Below are 19,112 nucleotides of genomic sequence, written 5' to 3'. Positions count from 1 at the left end.
GGCGATCCGTCAGGTCGTCGGCCGGGCCGAATCGGGCGTGCTGCGGCCGGAGTACGGTTCAGCTGCGCGTGGTGCCGTTCACGGCACTCGGGCACCGGGCTGCCGGGCGTGGGCGGCAGGGTCGTGCACCGACGTTTTCCGGCCGACCGGTGTTCAACTGCCGTTCCCCGTCAGCACGGTCGGCCGTGGCCCGGCCGTGCGGTTCGGCTGGGAGCCTCCTGGGCGTTTCCCGAGCCCAGGAGGCGGCAGTGGTGGCACACCCTTCGACCAATCCCTCCCGCAGGACCGTCCTCAGGACGGGGACGGCGGTCGGCGCGCTCGCCGCGCTGCCCGCGTCCACCCTGCTGTGGACGCAGCCGGCGGTCGCCGGCACCCCCGGCCCGGAGCAGATCCACCTCCAGTGGGGCAGCGAGCCGTCCCGCGAGATGACCGTCTCCTGGGCGACGGCGGCGAGCGTCAGCCGCCCCCGGGTGCGGATCGGCACCCCGCGCGAAGGCGCCGGCCGCACGGTGGACGCGCGCAGCCGCAGCTACGTGGACGGGCTCAACAAGGTGGAGACCTACACCCACCACGCCCGGCTGACCGGACTGCGGCCCGACACCAGCTACGTCTACGAGGTGCTGCACGACGGCGCCCAGCCGGTGCGCGGCACCTTCCGCACCGCGCCCGCGCGCGGCCGGGCCGCGTTCCGCTTCACCAGCTTCGGCGACCTCGGCACGGGCGACAACGTGTTCAGCAAGTCCTCGATCCACGGCGCGGCCGCCGTCCGGCAGGTCGAGCAGTTCGCCCCGCTGTTCCACCTGCTCAACGGCGACCTCGCGTACGCCAACAACAACCCGCAGCGCCAGCCGCAGGCCTGGAACGCGTTCATGAACAACATGGCGAAGTCGGCCGCCAACCGCCCGTGGATGCCCACCCCCGGCAACCACGAGGTCGAGGCCGGCGGCGGGGAGCTCGGCTACGCCTCCTACCTGACCCGCTTCGAGCTGCCGGACAACGGCACCCGCGACCACTGCGGCAACTGGTACGGCTTCCAGGTCGGTTCGGTGCTCTTCGTGAGCCTGGACGGCAACGAGATCGCCGTCGAGGACGACGCCAGCATCGACCCGGCCACCGGCCGGTCCATCTACATCAGCGGCTACAGCGAGGGCGCCCAACTGCGCTGGCTGGAGCGGCTGTTGTCGCGCGCCCGGAACGGGAGCACGGTCGACTGGATCGTGGTCTACCTGCACCAGTTCGCGATGTCCTCGTCGGCCGCCAGCCACGGCGGTGACATGGGCATCCGGGAGAAGCTGCTGCCGCTGCTCGACCGCCACTCCGTCGACCTGGTGCTGGCCGGCCACGACCACGACTACGAGCGCACCCACCCGGTGCGCGGCACCGAGCCGGGCGGCCTGCTCACCCCCGCCGTCGCCGACGACGACCTGCGGCAGATCGACACCTCCGAGGGCACCGTCCACCTGATCCTGGGCGGCGGCGGCACCGCCGGGCACGACGACGTCTACCTGCCCGCCGACGCCGACGGCGTCCGCGAGGCGAGCGTGCGCACCCAGCGGCTCACCTACAAGGCCGACCCGGACGCCAAGGAGAAGGCCCACTGGTCGGCCGTCACCGACCCGGACACCCACTACCCGTACGGCGTCGCGGTGTTCGACGTCGACCCGGGCCTCGTCCCCGGCGGCCGGACCACCATCACCGTGTCCTACTACCACTCGGTGCCCGCCACCGCCGCCGGCCCGTTCCCGACGCCGGTCCTCTACGACCGCTTCACCCTCTACCGGGACCGCAGCGACGGCTGGGACGACAACGACGACCGGGACGAGGACGAGACCACCGACACCCGCACGGCCGCCCGCCGGTAGCCGACTCACGTGATGGGGCCCGCCGCGTGCGGCGGGCCCCATCACGTGCCGGTGGCCCGGACGAAGACGTCCGCCCCGCCCCCGTGCTCGAAGGGGTGTTCCACCACGAAGACCTGCCGCCCGCCCGGCCCCGCCGGTACCAGCGCACCCTCGGCCGGCTCGTCGCCCGGCAGCGCGGCGCGCAGGTCCTCCGGCAGCGGGGTGAGGGCGCCGGGCTGCGGCAGGTCGTACGTGGCGAGGAAGTCCTTGAGGTCGGCGTCGTCGCCGCCACCGACCCCGTAGTGCAGGTAGGCGACCCGTGAGCCGTCGGCGGCGCGGGACAGCACGGCCGCCACCGGAACGTAGTACCGCCCCTTGCCGGGGTGCTGCTCGGCACGCAGCCCCGCCAGCCGCTCCGCGCGGTCGGTGTCGGTCTCCGGCGGATGGCCCATCCGTAGGAACGCGGCCACCCCCCACCAGACACACCCCACGGTGATCAGCACGCAGACCACCAGGAACGCACCCAGCAGCCGACGCGCCCACGGCCGGTCGCCCGAATCGCCGCCGGTCGTCACGTCAGAGCTTCCTCGTCCTGGCCTTGCTGGTGCCTCCCATGTCGAACTCCCGTGCCAGACCGGTCTTGTGGAGGCGCTGGATGTCGTGGTCCGTCACCTGCCCCACACCCGGCACATCGGTGGCCTTCCCACTGTCCCAGTTGTACCGATCCCGGACGTTCGTCCGGTACGTGACGGTCACCTCGGGCGGAGCGCCCGGCGACGTCGGCTTCACCTCGACCTTCGCTTCGGTGTTGTAGTGGAACGAGCCGACCGCGTAGAACCAGTCCTTGCTGCTGTCCGGCGTTGCGGACATCGGTTGCCAGCCGGTCTGGTGGACCAACGAGACGGGTTTGCCCGTGCGGCGGTACTCCGCCAGGGCTTCGGCCTGCCAGCCGTTGAGGTTGCCGTCCAGCGTGGTGCTCACGCTCTCCTGGAAGTCGGGGATGTCCTTCAGCATGTCCTCGACGTTCAGTTCCAGGGGCTCGCCCGTGCCGGAGAGGTAGTGCGCCATGTTGGCGCTGGCATGCGTGCCCCCAGCCGCGAATGGCATCGCGGCGATACCGGCTCCTAGTGTGGTCGCCAGCTTGCGGTCCTTGTCGGTCGGGCTCTCCGTGTTGTAGTCGCCCGCGCCCCGGTCGTACGGATCGGGTGGCAGCAGCACGCCTCCCTCGCCGCCGAAGACCTTCGCCAGGCCGCGCGCGCCGGCCAGATCCTCACCCACCACCCGTTTCGTCCAGTCATCGAAGCGACGGTACTTCACCGCGTCGTCGATGCGATCCAGCTCATGCCCAGCCGTGCTGCTGACGTCGGCGGCATAGGTCGTCGCAGCCTTCAACAGGTTGCGGATGTCGCCGGCGACGCGGGCCAGCCGACGGGACTCGCCCTCGCCGTCAGGGTCGTTTCCGCTCGACCACGAGGGATAGCCGATGTCGCCGCCCTCTTTGATCGTGAGGTCATTGGCGCGGGCCAGGTCGTCGGCTTCCGCCACCCACCGGCGCGCGAGCGCCAGGCCTGTGGTGGCACTCACCAGGGTGAGTCGTGCGGCCTCCAGCTCCTGTTCGGCGATCGACATTTCGTCGATCAACTCCGTCAGCGCCCGGCGCCCGAGGTCCGCGGCATCGCCGCTCCAGCCCTCCTGGAGTGTGGAGAGGACATCGACGGCGAGGAACTTGGCCGCGCTTACGGCGGTTCCGACCTTGTCCCACTCCTCCGACGCTCGGTGGAACGCTTCCGGGTCGCAGGTCCGGATCTGTTGCAGGGTGACCGGCTCGGGGAAGTGGCGGACGTGATCGGGTTGGTCGGCCTTGCGGCGGCCGTCGGGTTGCTCGTACGCGTAGACGGAAGGCATCAGCTGTTGCCCTCCAGGAGGGCGGCTGCGCTGCGCAGTTGCTCCGCGACAGCGGCTTCCTGGCGGTAGTAGTTGGTCGCGGTGGTCCGGAGTCCCTCGGCGAGTTTGCGCATGGCGTCGGTGACCTTGCCGGTCTCTTCGGACCAGCCGCTGGTGCACGTACCGAGGGAGGCGCCGATGGTCCAATCGCTGTGGCGAGCCGCGGCGGCTGCCGACTCGCCGAAGCCGGAGTCCGCCTGTGAGAGCTTGTCCGCTCCCTCGTCCAGCTTGGCTGCTGCCACGGGGAGCCGTTCCGGCTCGGATATGTACCCGCCCACCCCGTACCTCCTCACGTCCGGTGCGGCCCTGGTTCTCACGCTAACGAGCGAGCGGGAGCGGGCGCAGGGGAATGGGGAGACTCGCGATGGGGCCCGCCGCGTGCGGCGGGCCCCATCACGTGCCGGTGGCCCGGACGAAGACGTCCGCCCCGCCCCGTGGTCGAAGGGGCGCTTCACCACGAAGGCGGGACCGTCGAGGCTGTGGATGATGTTTTGATCGATCGTCAGCACAGCATGTCGTAGCCGTTGTTGACGACCGAGCCGTTCGAGAAGTTCCACTCCGGGGTCTGGCCCTGGCGGGAGCAGCCGCTGAGTTCGGCGAGGCCGTAGTAGAGGCGGTCGCTGGAGGGGTTGGAGTAGATCGAGAGCATGCTCTGGTTGGGGTAGAACGAGTCCCACCAGGCCGTTCCGTCCCAGACGACCGTCGGGTACGCCGGGCCGTACTCCGAGCCGCCGCCGGAGGAGTTCCGGACCTCGATGAAGCCGTCGGTCCTGGTCCAGTTCGTGTTGGTGATGTGGGCTTCGGTGTAGGCGGCCTTGGCGCAGGAGTCCCAGGCGAGGTAGAAGGTGCCGACGGTGTGGCCGCCGCTCCAGATGTAGCGGGTCGGACCGAGCTGGGCCCGTCCGCACGCGTTCGCGGTGGTCGCCGGGCCGGCGACGGCCACCGTCAGGCCGCCTGCGGCGACGGCGAGTGCGGTGACAGCGGCACGGATCCGAGTGCTGAGTGTCATGTGAGTCCCCCTGTGAGCGGAAAATCCCTCACGTGGACACTGCCACGGGTTCCGGGCCCCGGTCCAGACGTCAACTCCGGTAATCCGTGTAACAGTTGTTCGATCTCCGTGGCCGTCGTTCCGGATCGGTTCGAGTTCGTCGACGCCGAGTCGCCACCGATCCGGGGAAGGACGTTCGGAGCCCGCAGCGATCCTCGGCCCCTCTGCCCGTGGCGAATCTGCGGCGGGCAGAGAAAGCGCGTGCGGTGTGCGTCCGGGGGTGAGAGTGGGGTCAGCGGCATCGTCGCTTCGACAAGGAGAAGAAGGAGAAACCGGATGGCTTCACTCACCGCGCTCCCGCCCCGGGCGGAGCAGGGCGACACCCCGCCCAGCCGCTTCGACGACCACCTCGCGGCGCAGCTGCTCGCCCAGCGGATCGTGCTCCTCGGCACGCAGGTCGACGACGTGTCGGCCAACCGGGTGTGCGCGCAGCTGCTGCTGCTCTCCGCGGAGGACCCGCGTACCGACATCAGCCTGTACATCAACAGCCCCGGTGGGTCGGTCACCGCGGGTCTGGCCATCTACGACACCATGCGGCTCATCCCGAACGACGTCTCGACGCTGGCGATGGGGTTCGCGGCCAGCATGGGGCAGTTCCTGCTCGCCGTGGGGGCGTCCGGGAAGCGGTTCGCGCTGCCGAACGCGCGGATCATGATGCACCAGCCCTCGGCGGGCATCGGCGGCACCGCCGCGGACATCGAGATCCAGGCGGAGAACCTCCAGTTCACCAAGCGGGCGATCGAGCGGATCACCGCCGAGCACACCGGGCAGAGCGAGGAGGCGATCGCGCGGGACGGCGACCGGGACCGCTGGTTCACGGCGGAGCAGGCCAGGGAGTACGGGATCGTGGACCGGGTGGTGGAGTCGGTCGCCGACATCCGCCCGGCCTCGTCGCGCCGACGGATGGGGTTGTGACATGGGGTCGTACACGGTTCCCTACGTCATCGAGCGGACCGCGCAGGGCGAGCGGTCCTACGACGTCTTCAGCCGGCTGCTCAACGAGCGGATCATCTTCCTCGGCACCGACATCGACGACGGGGTCGCGAACGTGGTCATCGCGCAACTCCTGCACCTGGAGTCGGAGAACCCGGAGCGCGAGATCTCGATCTACCTCAACTCGCCCGGTGGATCGTTCACTTCGCTGATGGCGATCTACGACACGATGACCTTCGTGCAGGCGCCGATCTCCACGTTCTGCGTCGGTCAGGCGGCGTCGACGGCGGCGGTGCTGCTGGCCGGCGGGGATCCGGGGCGGCGGTTCGTGCTCCGGCACGCGCGGGTGCTGCTCGGGCAGCCGGCCAGTGGCGGCCGGCAGGGGACGGTCTCCGACCTCAGCCTCGCGGCCAAGGAGATGGTGCGCATCCGCGCGCAGGTGGAGGAGGTGCTGTCCCGGCACACGCCGCACGACGTGGCGACGCTGCGTGCGGACATGGACCGGGAGAAGGTGCTCACCGCCGAGGAGGCCGTCGCCTACGGGATCGCCGACGAGGTGCTGAGCCGGCGGCTCGCGTTCGGCTGATCGCGTTCGGCGGATCGCGCGCCGGGGCGATGGTCGATGGCCGAACCGGCGGTCGGTGCCACGGGGGTGTGCCGGCCGCCGGTCGGGTCGGGCGGTGAGTTCGGTCGGGCGGTGAGTTCGGTCAGGCGACGAGGCAGAGGCCGTCGTACTGCGCGGTGGGCGAGGTGCGGCCGAGGCCCGCCCGGCTTCGGCCCGCCCGGCCGCGACCCGCCTGGCTCCGGGGGTACCGGGTCAGCTCGTCCTGGGCGAGCGAGAGCAGGTCGGCGAGGCCGAGTCCGAGCGCCTTGGCGGCGGCCGCGAGCACCTCGGAGGAGGCCTCCTTGCGTCCGCGCTCCAGCTCCGACAGGTACGGCATCGAGATCCGGGCCGTCTCGGCGACGTCCTTCAACGTGCGTTCCTGGGCGAGCCGTTCGCGTCGCAGGGCGCCGCCGACGAGGTCGCGCCACAGGGGTTCCCTCGGTGCGGGCGTCCCGGGCGTCCCGGGTGTCCCGGACGGTCGCTGCGGGGAGCGGGTCGCCCCGGCGGACCCGGCGGACCCGCGGGAACCGGCCGGTGAGGTCTGCGGGCGCAGGGGGATGACGCGGGCTTCGTTCGGCGCATGAGTGCTCACCGCTTCAGCCTAGGGATCCGGGGCGCCGGGGGAAGGGAGCGGCGTTCTGCCCTGGGTGAAGCCGCGCCGGTGGACCGGAGGCGCCGCGAGCCGGTGGGCCCGTCCGGCCGCGGCCCTGGCCGGGGAAGACGCGGCCGAGGTGGTAGTGCAGGACGGCGGTCGCCGCCTCCGCCGTCCGCTGGCCGAGCAGGACGCTCAGGCCGAGGCCGGCGGAGACGGCGAGCAGGACGACGGCCTCCTGACGGGGGTCCAGGTGGGGATCGGCGGTTCCGGCGGCTTGGGCGGCGGCCAGTTGGGCGACCAGGAAGGCCTCCATCTCGTCCGGCGCGGCGAGGAACGGCCGGCCGCCGAGGGCGGGGTCGGTGACGGAGAGCACGGCGTACTCGGTGTAGATGAGGTGGAAGGCCCGGCTCTCCTCGTCGGTGGGGACGGCTTCGAGCAGCACCGCCTCGATGATGCCGCGGGGGTCGGTGGTGGCGCCGGTGGCGCGGACGCGGTGCTGGACCCGTTCGCCCATGCGGGCGGCCAGGCGGGTCATGGCGGCGAGGAGCAACTGCTCCTTGGTGTCGAAGTAGTACTGCACCAGCCGCACCGAGACGCCGGCCTCGATCGCCACGGAGCGCATGGTGACGGAGTGCAGGCCGCTGCTCGCCGCCGAGCGGAGCAGGGCGTCGATGATGTGGGCCCGTCGCTCCTCGTGATCCACCAGCTTGGGCATCGGGTTCCTTCCGGATATTTTTGTGGTACAACCATACCATCAAATGGGGAGGGATCATGACCAGAACCAGTGTCGGACGCTTCGTCAGCGAGCCGGCTCGTGCGAAGTTCCTTGCGGCGTACGACCGTGCGATGGAGCTGTGGCCGGGCCCGCGGCAGGAGCTCGATGTCGAGACCGGGTACGGGACCGTCCACGTGCATCGGTACGGCGCGACGGCCGGCGAGCCGATCGTGCTGCTGCACGGGCACGCCGGGCACCCGTCCAACTGGTACCCGCAGATCGCCGCCCTGGGCGAGCACCACCCGGTCTACGCGATCGACACCCTCGACGACCCCGGACGCAGCGTCCAGCGCGTCGTCGCGGCGGGCTCGGCGGAGAACGCGGAGTGGCTGGGCGAGGTCCTCGCGGGCCTCGGGCTGGAGCGGGTGCACCTGGTCGGGGTCTCGTACGGCGGCTGGCTGGCGCTCAACCAGGCGATCCACGCGCCCGGGCGGCTCGCCTCGGTGGCGTCGCTGGATCCGGGCGGGATCGAGAAGGTGCCCGCGCGCTTCTACGCCCACATGATCGGCGGGCTGTTCGGCATGCTCGCCCCGAGGCCGCTGCGCCCGGCGGTCGGACGGCTGCTCGCCAATCCGGCGCTCAGCGCTCCGCGCGAGATGATCGCGCCGCTGATGCTCGCGATGCGCGGCTACACGCCGGGCGGCCGCCCGCCGGCCCGGCCTTTCACGGACCGGGAGTTGGGGTCGATCGGGCTGCCCGCGCTGGTGCTGGTGGGCCGGCGCAGTGCGCTGCTGCGGCCGCGGCAGGTGGTGGAGCGGGTGACGGCGCTGATCCCGGGGGTGCGGGCCGAGATCGTGGAGCGGGCCGGGCACGGGCTGAACCTGGAGCAGCCCGAACTGGTCAACGCGCGGCTGCTGGCGTTCGTCGAGGGGGCGTCAGGCGGCGCTGGGCAGGGCTGAGGCGGCCCGCGCCTCGTCGTAGCGCCGCAGTACCAGCCGGGCGACCGCCGGGTGGGCGCCCAGCGGGGCGCTGGTCCAGTGGGCCGCGGTGGTGGCCGCGCGGCGGGCGAAGAAGCCGGGGGAGAGGAGGTAGCCGGCCACGGCGACCCGGGGGTGACCGGCGGCCCGGAGGTCGGCGACGGCCCGGTGGGGGGTGGGGGCGGCGGCCGAGAGGTGGGCGGGGGTGACCGGGCGGCCGAGGCGGGTGGCCAGCAGCCGGGCCATCCGGGCGGTGTCGGCGAGGGCGGTGGTGTCCGAGGAGCCCGCTCCGGCCAGCACCACGGGGGCGTCCGCCGGGGCGCCGGCCTCGGCGAGGCGGTCGGCGAGGGCCTCGGCGAGCAGTGGGTGCGGGCCGAGCGCCGGGGCGAGGTGGGTGGGCGGGAGGCCGAAGGCGGCGAGGGCGACGGGCAGGTCGACCCGCAGGTGGTAGCCGGTGCCGAGGAGGAGGGGGACCAGGATCGGGCGCTGGGCGGCGAGTTCGGGCAGTGCGTGCGCGAGGGACGGCCGGGCGAGGTCCAGGAAGCAGCAGCGGACGGTCAGTTCGGGGCGCAGCGAGCGAACCAGCCGGAGCAGCGCGCGCGTCGCGGCGGCGGCGGACGCGTCGCGGCTGCCGTGCGCGACGGCGAGCAGGACCGGCGCCGTCACCCCGCCGCCAGCCGGTAGCCGCGCTTGGGGACGGTGCGGATCAGCGTGGCGTGCGGCCCGAGCGCCGCCCGCAGCCGTCCGACCGCGGCCTCCACCGCGTGCTCGTCCGCCGCCGCGTCCGGCCAGGCGGCGCGCAGCAGATCGGCGCGGCTGAGCACCCGGCCGGGCCGTTCGGCCAGCGCCCGCAGCACGGCCGCGCCGCGCGGACTGAGCCAGTGGCTCTCGCCGTCGACCAGAGCGGCGTTCCCCTGCAGCGTCAACACCTTTCCGGAGAGCGCGACTTCACGGCGGGTCCGGCCCGGCAGGGTGTCCGCGAGCAGCCGGACCAGCGAGCCGAGCCGGCCGCGTTCGGGGTGGACGGCGGGCAGGCCGAGGTCGGTGAGCGGCCGGGCGCACAGGGTGCCGACGCAGACCGGCAGCACGTCCTCGCGCAGGGCGTCGACCAGGGCCTCGTACAGCCCCTCGGTCTCGGCGGCGACGAACAGCGCGGTGATCGCGGGCGCGCTGGTGAAGGTGAGGGCGTGCACCTGGCGGCGGACGGTCTGGTCGAGGAGTCTTCGCACCGCGCCCGGGTCCTCCGGGGGCGCCCAGCGGTAGACCGGTACGGAGATCACCTCGGCGCCGCGCTCGCGCAGCGCCGCCGCGAAGGCGTCCAGCCGGACCCCGTGCTCCTGGACGGCGATCCGGCGCCCGGCCAGCGGGCGGGCGAGCAGCCAGGTGAGCAGTTCGTCGGTGGCCTCGGTGCCCGGCGAGTAGCCCTCGTCCAGTCCGCTGGCCCGCACCGCGCCGGTGGCCTTGGGGCCGCGGCTGAGCACCACCGCGCTCCGGCAGGCCTCGGCGAGCGCGGCGCCCCGGCCCCAGCCCTCGGCCGCGCTCATCCAGCCGCGCCAGCCGACCCCGGTGGTGGCCACCACGTAGTCGAGCGGGGCGGCCAGGCAGCGCGCGGTGGCCTCGCGCAGCGCGAGGTCGTCGGCGAGCGGCAGGATGCGCAGCACCGGCGCCTCGACCACCTGGGCGCCGCGCCGGGCGAGCAGGGCGGTGAGCTCCTCGCGGCGGCGCGCCGCGGTGACGCCGACGGTGAAGCCGGTGAGCGGTCCTGGCGGAGTGGGGGTTGCTGCCATGCCCGCCAGCGTGGGGGGCACGTGTTACGGGGCCATTGCCCGGCCGTCACCTGCCGGTAAGCGAAAGTGCCGCTCCGGTTACGGCAGATGTCGGGCCGTGCACCCTGGCGGCCGGGCGCCGTGAGCGAGGCGTACCGCCGCCGCAACATCGGCGACCCGACCGTGAAACAGCGGCCGGTCACCTTTCTCGGCATGACGCCGACCAGCCCCGCCGTCCTCGCCACGGCCACCGACACGCACTGCCCGTACTGCTCGCTGCAGTGCGGCATGCGGTTGGCACCGACACCCGGCACCTCCGCCGGGGGCGCCCCGGGCCCGGGGCTGCCGGTCGAGGTGCTGGAGCGCCCGGACTTCCCGGTGAACCGCGGCGCGCTCTGCGGCAAGGGCCGCTCGGCGCCCGCGCTGCTGGCCCGGGACGTCCGGCTGACCGGCCCGCTGCTGCGGGACCGGCCGGGCGGGCCGCTGCGCTCGGCCGGCTGGCCGGAGGCGCTGGACCGGGTGGCCGCCGGGCTGGCCCGGACCCGGACCGAGCACGGGCCGGACGCCGTCGGCGTGTTCGGCGGCGGCGGGCTCACCAACGAGAAGGCCTACCTGCTGGGCAAGTTCGCCCGGGTGGTGCTGGGCACCGCCAACATCGACTACAACGGCCGGTTCTGCATGTCCTCGGCGGCGGCCGCGCACCGGCGCGCCTTCGGCCTGGACCGCGGGCTGCCGTTCCCGCTCGCCGACATCCCGCACACCGACTGCCTGATCCTGGTCGGCGGCAACCCGGCCGAGACGATGCCGCCCGCCGTCCGCTACTTCCGCGAACTGCGGGAGAACGGCGGCACGTTGATCGTGGTCGACCCGCGCCGCACCCGCACCGCCGAGCTGGCCGACCTGCACCTGCAGCCGCGCCCCGGCGGGGACCTGGCGCTGGCCCTCGGCCTGCTCCACCTGGTGATCGCGGACGGCCGGGTGGACCACGCGTTCGTGGCGGAGCGCACCACCGGCTTCGAGCGGGCCCGCGAGTCGGCGATGGCCCACTGGCCGGACCGGGTGGAGCGGATCACCGGCGTCCCCGCCGACCGGCTCCGCGAGGCGGCCCGGCTGTTCGGCGGGGCACGGACCGGCATGGTGCTGACCGCCCGCGGCCCGGAGCAGCAGAGCAAGGGCACCGACACCGTCGGCGCCTGGATCGACCTCTGCCTGGCCACCGGCAAGGCCGGCCGCCGGTACAGCGGCTACGGCTGCCTGACCGGCCAGGGCAACGGCCAGGGCGGGCGCGAGCACGGCCAGAAGGCCGACCAACTGCCCGGCTACCGCTCGATCGAGGACCCGGCGGCGCGCGAGCACGTCGCGGCGGTCTGGGGCGTCGACCCGGCGGCGATCCCCGGCCCGGGGACGTCCGCCTACGAGCTGCTGGACGGCCTCGGCCGCCCCGGCGGCGTCCGGGCGCTGCTGCTGGCCGGCTCCAACCCGGCGGTCTCCGCGCCGGACGCCGGGCACGTCACCGAGCGGCTGCGCGCACTGGACCTGCTGGTCGTCGCCGACCTGGTGCTCTCCGAGACCGCCCGGCTCGCCGACGTCGTGCTGCCGGTCACCCAGTGGGCCGAGGAGGAGGGCACCACCACCAACCTGGAGGGCCGGGTGATCCTGCGCCGGCGCGCGCTCGACCCGCCGGAGGGCGTCCGCAGCGAGCTGTGGGTGCTGCGCGAACTGGCCGCCCGGCTCGGGGTGCCGGACGGCTTCCCGGTCGAGGCCGAGCGCGCCTTCGAGGAGCTGCGCCACGCCTCGGCCGGCGGCGACGCGGACTACGCGGGCATCAGCTACGCCCGGATCGCCGCCGAGGACGGGGTGTTCTGGCCCTGCCCGTCCGAGGATCACCCCGGCACGCCCCGGCTGTTCCTGGACCGCTTCGCCACCCCGGACGGCCGGGCCCGCTTCGCCGCCGTCACCCACCGCCCGGCCGCGGAGGAGCCGGACGAGACCTACCCGCTGTACCTGACCACCGGCCGGGTGCTCGCGCAGTACCAGAGCGGCGCGCAGACCCGCCGGGTGACCGAGCTCAACGCGGCCGCGCCCGGCCCCTTCGTCGAACTGCACCCGCGGCTCGCCGAGCGGCTCGGGATCGCGGACGGCGAGCCGGTCGCGGTCACCAGCCGGCGCGGCCGGGCCGTCGCCCCGGCGCGGATCACCGACACGATCCGGCCGGACACCGTCTTCATGCCCTTCCACTGGGCCGGCGCCGGCCGGGCCAACAGCCTCACCAACCCGGCGCTCGACCCGGTGTCGCGGATGCCGGAGTTCAAGCTCTGCGCCGTCCGCGTGGAGCCCGCCCACCCGGAGGTGACGTCATGACCCCGAGGATCGCCGTGGTCGGCGGCGGCATGGCGGCCGCGCGCTTCGCCGAGCGGTACGGCGCGCTCGGCGGGCCCGGCACGGTCACCGTGTACGGCGCCGAACCGCGCGCCCCGTACAACCGGGTGCTGCTCGCCGAGGTGCTGGCCGGCCGCTACGACGCGGAGTCGATCGCGCTGCCGCTCGGCGGGGCGGAGGCCAGGCCCGGCTGCGAGGTCGTCGCGCTCGATCCGCGGGCCCGGACGCTGCGGCTCGCCGACGGCGGCGTCGAGACCTGGGACGAACTGGTCCTGGCCACCGGCGCCAACCCGGTGCTGCCGCCCGTCCGCGGACTGCGCCGCGCCGACGGGTACGGGCTGGTCGAGGGCGTGCACACGCTGCGCACCCTGGAGGACTGCGCCCGGCTCGCCGAGGAGGCCGTCGGGGCCCGGCGGGCCGTGGTGATCGGCGGCGGCGTCCTCGGGGTGAGCGCCGCCCGGGCGCTGGCCGCGCTCGGCGTGCGCACCGAAATCGTCCACCAGGCACCACATCTGATCGAGCGTCAACTCGATCCGGAGGCGGCCGAGGTGCTGCGCGAGCGACTGCGGGCGCTCGGCGTCGAGTGCTACACCGGCAACCGGGCCCGCGCCGTGCACGGCGGTACCGGGGTCCCCCCGGCCGAAGACCGGGGCAGGGTCGGCGCCGTCGAGCTGGCGAGCGGCTACCGGCTGGACTGCGACCTGGTGGTGCTGGCCTGCGGCACCCGCCCGCGCACCGCGCTGGCGCACGCCGCCGGTCTGCCGGTCGACACCGGCATCCTGGTGGACGACCGGCTCGCCGTCGCCCCGCAGGTGTCCGCGATCGGCGACTGCGTCGAGCACCGCGGCACCGTCCACGGCCTGGCCGGCCCCGCCTGGGAGCAGGCCGACGTCCTCGCCCGCCGGCTCTCCGGCGCCGAGCCGGACGCCCGCTACCCCGGCACCCGCCCCCGGGCCCGGCTCAGCACCGGCGGCCTGGAGTACGCGGCCTTCGGCACCGTGGACGAGACCCTCGACCCCGGCCTCGACGTCCTGCGGCTCACCGACGCCACCCGCGGCAGCTACAAGAAGCTCGTCCTGCGCGGCGACCGCCTGGTCGGCGCCATCCTGCTCGGCGACCTGGCCACCGTGGACGCGCTGGCCGGCGCCTTCGCCGACGACGGCGCGCTCGCCGGCCACCCCCTGCACCTGCTCACCCGAGGAACCGCCATGACTGGAGTAGTGCGATGACCCTTGACGACCGCCTTGTCCGGGACCTCGTCCTGGTCGGCCACGGCATGGTCGGCCAGCGCTTCCTGGAGGCCTGGGCCGAGCAGCCGGCCGCGCGCGGCTGGCGGGTCACGGTGCTCGCCGAGGAGTCCCGGCCCGCCTACGACCGGGTCCACCTGAGCGCGCTGTTCACCGGGAGCACCGCCGACGACCTCGGGCTCTGCCCGTCCGGCTTCCTCGCCGAGCACGGCATCGACCTGCGGCTGGGCGACCCGGCCACCGCGATCGACCGGGCCGGGCGGACCGTCACCACCCGGTCCGGTGCCGAAGTCCGGTACGACGTCCTGGTGCTGGCCACCGGCTCGGTGCCGTTCGTGCCGCCGGTGCCCGGCACCGACGCCCCCGGCTGTCACGTCTACCGGACCATCGAGGACGTGGACGCGATCCGCGCCGAAGCCGTGGCCGCCGGCACCGGCGTCGTGGTCGGCGGCGGCCTGCTCGGACTGGAGGCGGCCGGCGCCCTGCGGGCCGGCGGACTGGACACCCACGTGGTGGAGTTCGCGCCCCGGCTGATGGCCGTCCAGGTGGACGACGGCGGCGGCGCCGCGCTGCGCCGCAAGATCGAGGACCTGGGCGTCACCGTGCACACCGGCGCCGGCGCCGGCGGAGTGCTCACCGGCCCGGACGGCCGGGTCCGCGGCCTCGCCCTCTCCGACGGCCGCGAACTGCCCGCCGACCTGGTGGTCTTCTCGGCCGGCGTGCGCGCCCGCGACCAGCTCGCCCGGGACTGCGGACTGCCGGTCGGCGCGCGCGGCGGCGTGGTGGTCGACGCGCACTGCCGCACCGAGGACCCGGCGATCCTCGCCGTCGGCGAGTGCGCCCAGGCCGTCGACGGCCGGGTCTACGGCCTGGTCGCCCCCGGCTACCAGATGGCCGAGACGGCCGCCCGCACGGTGGCCGCCCTGGACGGCGCGGGCACCGCCCCCACCGGCGCGGGCTTCACCGGCGCCGACACCTCCACCAAGCTCAAGCTGCTCGGCGTGGACGTCGCCAGCTTCGGCGACCCGCACGGCACCGCCGAGGGCGCGCTCGACGTGCTCTACAGCGACAGCCGCAGCGGCGTCTACCGCAAGCTCGTCATCGGCGCCGACGGCGCGCTGCTCGGCGGCGTCCTGGTCGGCGACACCGAGGGCTACGGCGCCCTGCGCCCGCTCGCCGTCGGCGGCGAGCCGCTCACCGTCGCCCCCGAACAGCTCGTGCTGCCCGCCGGGTTCGCCTCCGCCGGAGCAGTCGCGCTGCCCGACGACGCGGTCCTCTGCTCCTGCCACAACGTCACCCAGGGCGCGGTGCGCGCCGCCGTCCGCGACGCGGGCGCCGACAGCGTCGCCGCCGTCAAGAAGTGCACCCGGGCCGGCACCGGCTGCGGCAGCTGCCTCAAGCAGCTCGGCACCGTCGTCACCGAGGAGCTGGAAGCCGCCGGGGTCAGTACCGTCAAGGGCCTGTGCGAGCACTTCGCCCACAGCCGGGCCGAGTTGTACGAGATCGTCCGGGTCACCGGGCTGACCGGCTTCTCCGAACTGCTCGCCAAGCACGGCAGCGGCGGCGAAGGCTGCGAGATCTGCAAGCCGACCGTCGCCTCCATCCTCGCCAGCCTCGGCAACGGCCACATCCTGGACGGCGAGCAGGGCGCCCTGCAGGACTCCAACGACCACTTCCTCGCCAACCTGCAGCGCAACGGCTCGTACTCGGTCGTCCCCCGGGTGCCCGGCGGCGAGATCACCCCCGAGGGCCTGATCGCGATCGGCGAGATCGCCCGCGACCACGGCCTCTACACCAAGATCACCGGCGGCCAGCGGATCGACATGTTCGGCGCGACGGTCGACCAACTGCCGGTCATCTGGCGGAAACTGGTCGACGCGGGCTTCGAGTCCGGGCACGCCTACGGCAAGTCGCTGCGCACCGTGAAGTCCTGCGTCGGCGAGACCTGGTGCCGCTACGGCGTCCAGGACTCCACCGCCCTCGCCATCGAACTCGAACTGCGCTACCGGGGGCTGCGCTCCCCGCACAAGCTCAAGGCCGCCGTCTCCGGCTGTGCCCGCGAGTGCGCCGAGGCGCAGAGCAAGGACTTCGGCATCATCGCCACCTCGGCCGGCTGGAACCTCTACGTCGGCGGCAACGGCGGCATGACCCCGCGCCACGCCGACCTCCTCGCGGCCGACCTCGACCGCGAGACGCTCATCCGCACCATCGACCGCTACCTGATGTTCTACATCCGCACCGCCGACCGGCTGGAACGCACCTCGGTCTGGCTGGAGCGGCTGGACGGCGGCCTGGACCACCTGCGGGCCGTCGTGCTGGACGACGCGCTCGGCATCGCGGCCGAGCTGGACGAACTGATTGCCCGTCATATCGACGGCTACCGGGACGAATGGGCCGAGACCCTGGCCGACCCCGAGCGGCTGCGGCGGTTCGCCTCCTTCGTCAACGCCCCCGGCACCCCCGACCCGGCCGTGACCTTCGTCCCCGAACGCGGCCAGATCCGCCCGGCCCGCCCCGGCGAGGCCGGCCACACCCTCGATTCCCCGGTGTTCGTCGCCGGAACCCGATCCCCGGTGCTCGTCGCCGGAACCCGACTGGAGGTGCTCGCCCCGTGACCGTACAGATCCACGACGGGACCCGCTGGCAGACCGTCTGCGCCCTCACCGACCTGCAGCCCGGCCGCGGCGTCGCCGTGCTGCTCCCGGAGAGCGGCCAGGTCGCGGTCTTCCTGGACCGCGCCGGAACGCTCCACGCCGTCGACAACCTCGATCCGTTCAGCGGCGCCCCGGTCCTCTCCCGGGGCCTGCTCGGCAGCCGCGGCGACCGGCCGACGCTCATCTCGCCGATGTACAAGCAGGTCTACGACCTCACCGACGGGCGCTGCCTGGACGAGGACACCGCCCCCGACGGCGCGCCCGCCGTGCTGCGGCGCTGGCCGGTGCGGGTGGCCGCCGCCGGAGGTGCGGAATGACCACCGTCCTCGACGCGGGCAAGCCCGCCCCGCTGACCGGCTGGGACCCGGAGGACGAGGAGTTCTGGGAGCGCAGCGGCGCCCGGATCGCCCGCCGCAACCTGGTCTTCTCGGTGCTCTCCGAACACATCGGCTTCTCGGTCTGGAGCCTCTGGTCGGTGCTCGTGCTCTTCCTCGGCCCCCAGTACCACATCGACACCGCCGGGAAGTTCACCCTCACCGCCCTCCCGACCGCGCTCGGCGCACTGCTCCGGCTGCCGTACACCTTCGCCGTCGCCCGCTTCGGCGGGCGCACCTGGACGGTGATCAGCGCCCTGCTGCTGCTCGTCCCGACCGCGCTCGCCGCCCTGGTGCTGGAACCCGGCGTGCGCTACGGCACGCTGCTGGCGGTCGCCTGCGTGGCGGGCGTCGGCGGCGGCAACTTCGCCTCCTCGATGGCCAACATCAACGCCTTCTACCCGCACCGGCTCAAGGGCTGGGCGCTCGGCATCAACGCGGGCGGCGGCAACCTCGGCGTACCGGCCGTGCAACTGCTCGGGCTGCTCGTGCTGGCCACCGCCGGCGCCGCGCACCCCCGGCTGCTGCCGCTGCTCTACCTGCCGCTGATCGTGCTCGCTGCGGCCGGGGCCTGGTGGCGGATGGACAACCTGGCGACGACCTCCGCCGGCGAGGGCCGGGCCCTGCGCGAGGTCGCCCGCGATCCGTACGGCTGGGCCGTCTCCACGCTGTACATCGGGACCTTCGGCTCCTTCATCGGCTTCGGCTTCGCCTTCGGGCAGGTGCTCCAGGTGCAGTTCCACGACCGCTTCGACACCCCGGTCAAGGCGGCCGCGCTCACCTTCCTCGGGCCGCTGCTCGGCTCGCTGCTGCGGCCGGTCGGCGGGCGGCTCGCGGACCGGTACGGCGGGGCGGTGGTCACGCTCTGCACCTTCCTCGCCATGGGGGCCGGGACGGGGGTCGTGCTGGTCGCGTCCCGGGCGGGCTCGCTGCCGCTGTTCCTGGCCGGGTTCATCGCGCTGTTCGTGCTCAGCGGCCTCGGCAACGGCTCGACGTACAAGATGATCCCGGCGCACTTCCAGGGCGTCGCCCGCAGGGCCGTGGCCGCGGGTGCGGACCCGGCGACCGCCGAGGCCGACTCCCGCCGCCGCTCGGCGGCGCTGATCGGGCTCGCCGGGGCGATCGGGGCGTTCGGCGGGGTGCTGGTGAACCTGGCGTTCCGGCAGTCCTTCCTCGCCAGCCACAACGGGGACGCGGCGTACCTGGGGTTCCTCGGGGCGTACGTGTGCTGCTCGGTGCTGACCTGGGCGGTCTGGCTCCGCCGGCGGTGAGCCGGCCGCGGCAGGCGGTGGCGGTGGCGGGCGGTGGTGGCGGCGTCGGCGTTGCGGCGCTCGCGGTGGTGCGGTGGCCGTGACGGTGGGTCGCTACGGCGGTGAGGTGACCTGCGGTGAGGTGCTGGGCTGTTGGTATGACGATCGGAAGGCTCCGGCGCGCGGCGCTCCGGCCGGGCGGTTAGCGTCGGCCGCAACACGTCTTCACCACAAGGAGGTTGCAGTGCAACGGTGGATCATCCTGACGGTCGTCGCGACGGCCCTCACCGGCCTCGCCACACCTGCCCAGGCCGCCGACCCGGACCCGGACCCGGTCACCACCATCGTCACCCTCGGTGACGCCATCATCGACGCGAAACTGCCGGGGAGGGTCCACGTCGACGTCGGATACCTCTGCTCGATGATGACCGAGGCCCGCTCGCTCACCGTCTCCGTCGAGCAGAAGGACCCGGAGGACTCGTCCTCCATCGCCTTCGGCTCCAGCCGCACCGCCGAGGCCGACGTCATCTGCGACGGGACGCCGCAGCACCGGCAGATCATCGTCCAGTCCAAGACCGTCAACTGGATCCCCGGCGCCGACGCCGTGCTCACCGCCACCGTCTCCAACATCGGTGCCACTCCGTCGGCGGCGGCGGACGCCAGGCGCGTCACCCTGGTGCCCGCGGCGATGCCCTGAGTCCGGATCGCCCCGCGCTCGTGCCCCGCACTCGGGGAGGGGCGCGAGCGGACCCGGTCTCGCGGTGAGCAGGGCTGCTGCGACCCGC

General features: G+C 73.9%; 18 protein-coding genes. 10 read left to right on the top strand and 8 right to left on the bottom strand.

Features of this window, described 5'->3' with window-relative positions; all coding sequences use genetic code 11:
* Positions 1 to 251: 251 nt before the first annotated feature.
* The gene (locus AB0Q99_RS03460) at positions 252 to 1,862 is read left to right on the top strand and encodes a metallophosphoesterase family protein (RefSeq protein ID WP_363567979.1); all 1,611 of its coding nucleotides are present in this window, start codon (positions 252 to 254) and stop codon (positions 1,860 to 1,862) included.
* 41 nt (positions 1,863 to 1,903) lie between these two features.
* On the opposite strand, the gene AB0Q99_RS03455 is transcribed toward AB0Q99_RS03460, so the two are convergent.
* The 4 genes from AB0Q99_RS03455 to AB0Q99_RS03440 all read right to left on the bottom strand — a co-directional run bounded on the left by AB0Q99_RS03455 (position 1,904) and on the right by AB0Q99_RS03440 (position 4,794).
* Positions 1,904 to 2,416, bottom strand: a complete 513-nt coding sequence (locus tag AB0Q99_RS03455) for a hypothetical protein (RefSeq protein ID WP_363567977.1) — start codon at positions 2,414 to 2,416, stop codon at positions 1,904 to 1,906.
* Position 2,417: 1 nt separating this feature from the next.
* Positions 2,418 to 3,746 carry a hypothetical protein gene (locus AB0Q99_RS03450; protein ID WP_363567975.1) on the bottom strand — a complete coding sequence of 443 codons (1,329 nt, stop codon included), beginning with the start codon at positions 3,744 to 3,746 and terminating at the stop codon, positions 2,418 to 2,420.
* Positions 3,746 to 4,027, bottom strand: a complete 282-nt coding sequence (locus AB0Q99_RS03445) for a hypothetical protein (RefSeq protein WP_363567973.1) — start codon at positions 4,025 to 4,027, stop codon at positions 3,746 to 3,748. The genes AB0Q99_RS03450 and AB0Q99_RS03445 overlap by 1 nt, the downstream gene beginning before the upstream one ends.
* A gap of 260 nt (positions 4,028 to 4,287) precedes the next feature.
* Positions 4,288 to 4,794 (bottom strand): hypothetical protein, encoded by a 507-nt coding sequence (locus AB0Q99_RS03440; protein ID WP_363567972.1) that lies wholly within the window; start codon positions 4,792 to 4,794, stop codon positions 4,288 to 4,290.
* Between the two features lie 315 nt (positions 4,795 to 5,109).
* On the opposite strand from AB0Q99_RS03440, the gene AB0Q99_RS03435 reads away from it, so the two are divergent.
* Both AB0Q99_RS03435 and AB0Q99_RS03430 read left to right on the top strand, forming a co-directional pair.
* Positions 5,110 to 5,748 (top strand): ATP-dependent Clp protease proteolytic subunit, encoded by a 639-nt coding sequence (locus AB0Q99_RS03435; RefSeq protein ID WP_363567970.1) that lies wholly within the window; start codon positions 5,110 to 5,112, stop codon positions 5,746 to 5,748.
* 1 nt (position 5,749) lies between these two features.
* Positions 5,750 to 6,352 (top strand): ATP-dependent Clp protease proteolytic subunit, encoded by a 603-nt coding sequence (locus AB0Q99_RS03430; RefSeq protein ID WP_363567969.1) that lies wholly within the window; start codon positions 5,750 to 5,752, stop codon positions 6,350 to 6,352.
* A 121-nt stretch (positions 6,353 to 6,473) separates the two neighbouring features.
* Here AB0Q99_RS03430 and AB0Q99_RS03425 read toward each other — a convergent pair whose 3' ends face one another.
* Positions 6,474 to 6,962, bottom strand: a complete 489-nt coding sequence (locus AB0Q99_RS03425) for a helix-turn-helix transcriptional regulator (protein WP_363567967.1) — start codon at positions 6,960 to 6,962, stop codon at positions 6,474 to 6,476.
* Between the two features lie 4 nt (positions 6,963 to 6,966).
* Positions 6,967 to 7,680 carry a TetR/AcrR family transcriptional regulator gene (locus AB0Q99_RS03420; protein WP_363567966.1) on the bottom strand — a complete coding sequence of 238 codons (714 nt, stop codon included), beginning with the start codon at positions 7,678 to 7,680 and terminating at the stop codon, positions 6,967 to 6,969.
* A 56-nt stretch (positions 7,681 to 7,736) separates the two neighbouring features.
* Between AB0Q99_RS03420 and AB0Q99_RS03415 the strand changes: the two genes are divergently transcribed.
* Positions 7,737 to 8,639 carry an alpha/beta fold hydrolase gene (locus AB0Q99_RS03415; RefSeq protein ID WP_363567965.1) on the top strand — a complete coding sequence of 301 codons (903 nt, stop codon included), beginning with the start codon at positions 7,737 to 7,739 and terminating at the stop codon, positions 8,637 to 8,639.
* Here AB0Q99_RS03415 and AB0Q99_RS03410 read toward each other — a convergent pair.
* Together AB0Q99_RS03410 and AB0Q99_RS03405 are read right to left on the bottom strand one after the other, a co-directional pair.
* Positions 8,616 to 9,323: a CbiX/SirB N-terminal domain-containing protein gene (locus AB0Q99_RS03410; protein ID WP_363567963.1), complete on the bottom strand. Its 708-nt coding sequence runs from the start codon at positions 9,321 to 9,323 to the stop codon at positions 8,616 to 8,618. The genes AB0Q99_RS03415 and AB0Q99_RS03410 overlap by 24 nt on opposite strands.
* Positions 9,320 to 10,444: a uroporphyrinogen-III synthase gene (locus AB0Q99_RS03405; RefSeq protein WP_363567961.1), complete on the bottom strand. Its 1,125-nt coding sequence runs from the start codon at positions 10,442 to 10,444 to the stop codon at positions 9,320 to 9,322. Before AB0Q99_RS03405 ends, AB0Q99_RS03410 begins: the two co-directional genes overlap by 4 nt.
* Positions 10,445 to 10,636: 192 nt before the next feature.
* Here AB0Q99_RS03405 and AB0Q99_RS03400 point away from each other — a divergent pair, with 192 nt between their 5' ends.
* From AB0Q99_RS03400 to AB0Q99_RS03375, 6 genes are all read left to right on the top strand, one after another.
* A complete protein-coding gene (locus AB0Q99_RS03400) occupies positions 10,637 to 12,784 on the top strand; it encodes a molybdopterin oxidoreductase family protein (RefSeq protein WP_363568213.1) in 2,148 nt (715 codons plus the stop codon).
* On the top strand, positions 12,781 to 14,031 hold the full coding sequence (locus AB0Q99_RS03395) for an FAD-dependent oxidoreductase (protein WP_363567959.1): 1,251 nt from the start codon (positions 12,781 to 12,783) through the stop codon (positions 14,029 to 14,031). The genes AB0Q99_RS03400 and AB0Q99_RS03395 overlap by 4 nt, the downstream gene beginning before the upstream one ends.
* Positions 14,028 to 16,664 (top strand): nitrite reductase large subunit NirB, encoded by a 2,637-nt coding sequence (nirB, locus tag AB0Q99_RS03390; RefSeq protein WP_363567958.1) that lies wholly within the window; start codon positions 14,028 to 14,030, stop codon positions 16,662 to 16,664. The genes AB0Q99_RS03395 and nirB overlap by 4 nt, the downstream gene beginning before the upstream one ends.
* Positions 16,661 to 17,020, top strand: coding sequence for a nitrite reductase small subunit NirD (gene nirD, locus AB0Q99_RS03385; RefSeq protein ID WP_363567956.1), 360 nt, complete (start codon positions 16,661 to 16,663; stop codon positions 17,018 to 17,020). The genes nirB and nirD overlap by 4 nt, the downstream gene beginning before the upstream one ends.
* Positions 17,017 to 18,348 carry a nitrate/nitrite transporter gene (locus tag AB0Q99_RS03380; protein WP_363567954.1) on the top strand — a complete coding sequence of 444 codons (1,332 nt, stop codon included), beginning with the start codon at positions 17,017 to 17,019 and terminating at the stop codon, positions 18,346 to 18,348. Before nirD ends, AB0Q99_RS03380 begins: the two co-directional genes overlap by 4 nt.
* A gap of 223 nt (positions 18,349 to 18,571) precedes the next feature.
* On the top strand, positions 18,572 to 19,024 hold the full coding sequence (locus AB0Q99_RS03375; protein WP_363567952.1) for a hypothetical protein: 453 nt from the start codon (positions 18,572 to 18,574) through the stop codon (positions 19,022 to 19,024).
* Positions 19,025 to 19,112: the final 88 nt, after the last annotated feature.

Source organism: Kitasatospora sp. NPDC086791 (assembly GCF_040685975.1).
Classification (GTDB): domain Bacteria; phylum Actinomycetota; class Actinomycetes; order Streptomycetales; family Streptomycetaceae; genus Kitasatospora.
This window is presented reverse-complemented; position numbering and strand designations above follow the sequence as displayed.

Bases quoted from the DNA above. Each gene is read 5' to 3' on its own strand.
- AB0Q99_RS03450 (WP_363567975.1), bottom strand. From the start codon at position 3,746: ATGCCTTCCGTCTACGCGTACGAGCAACCCGACGGCCGCCGCAAGGCC.
- AB0Q99_RS03440 (WP_363567972.1), bottom strand. From the start codon at position 4,794: ATGACACTCAGCACTCGGATCCGTGCCGCTGTCACCGCACTCGCCGTC.
- AB0Q99_RS03435 (WP_363567970.1), top strand. From the start codon at position 5,110: ATGGCTTCACTCACCGCGCTCCCGCCCCGGGCGGAGCAGGGCGACACC.
- AB0Q99_RS03430 (WP_363567969.1), top strand. From the start codon at position 5,750: ATGGGGTCGTACACGGTTCCCTACGTCATCGAGCGGACCGCGCAGGGC.
- AB0Q99_RS03420 (WP_363567966.1), bottom strand. From the start codon at position 7,680: ATGCCCAAGCTGGTGGATCACGAGGAGCGACGGGCCCACATCATCGAC.
- AB0Q99_RS03415 (WP_363567965.1), top strand. From the start codon at position 7,737: ATGACCAGAACCAGTGTCGGACGCTTCGTCAGCGAGCCGGCTCGTGCG.
- AB0Q99_RS03405 (WP_363567961.1), bottom strand. From the start codon at position 10,444: ATGGCAGCAACCCCCACTCCGCCAGGACCGCTCACCGGCTTCACCGTC.
- AB0Q99_RS03400 (WP_363568213.1), top strand. From the start codon at position 10,637: ATGACGCCGACCAGCCCCGCCGTCCTCGCCACGGCCACCGACACGCAC.
- AB0Q99_RS03395 (WP_363567959.1), top strand. From the start codon at position 12,781: ATGACCCCGAGGATCGCCGTGGTCGGCGGCGGCATGGCGGCCGCGCGC.
- nirB (WP_363567958.1), top strand. From the start codon at position 14,028: ATGACCCTTGACGACCGCCTTGTCCGGGACCTCGTCCTGGTCGGCCAC.
- AB0Q99_RS03380 (WP_363567954.1), top strand. From the start codon at position 17,017: ATGACCACCGTCCTCGACGCGGGCAAGCCCGCCCCGCTGACCGGCTGG.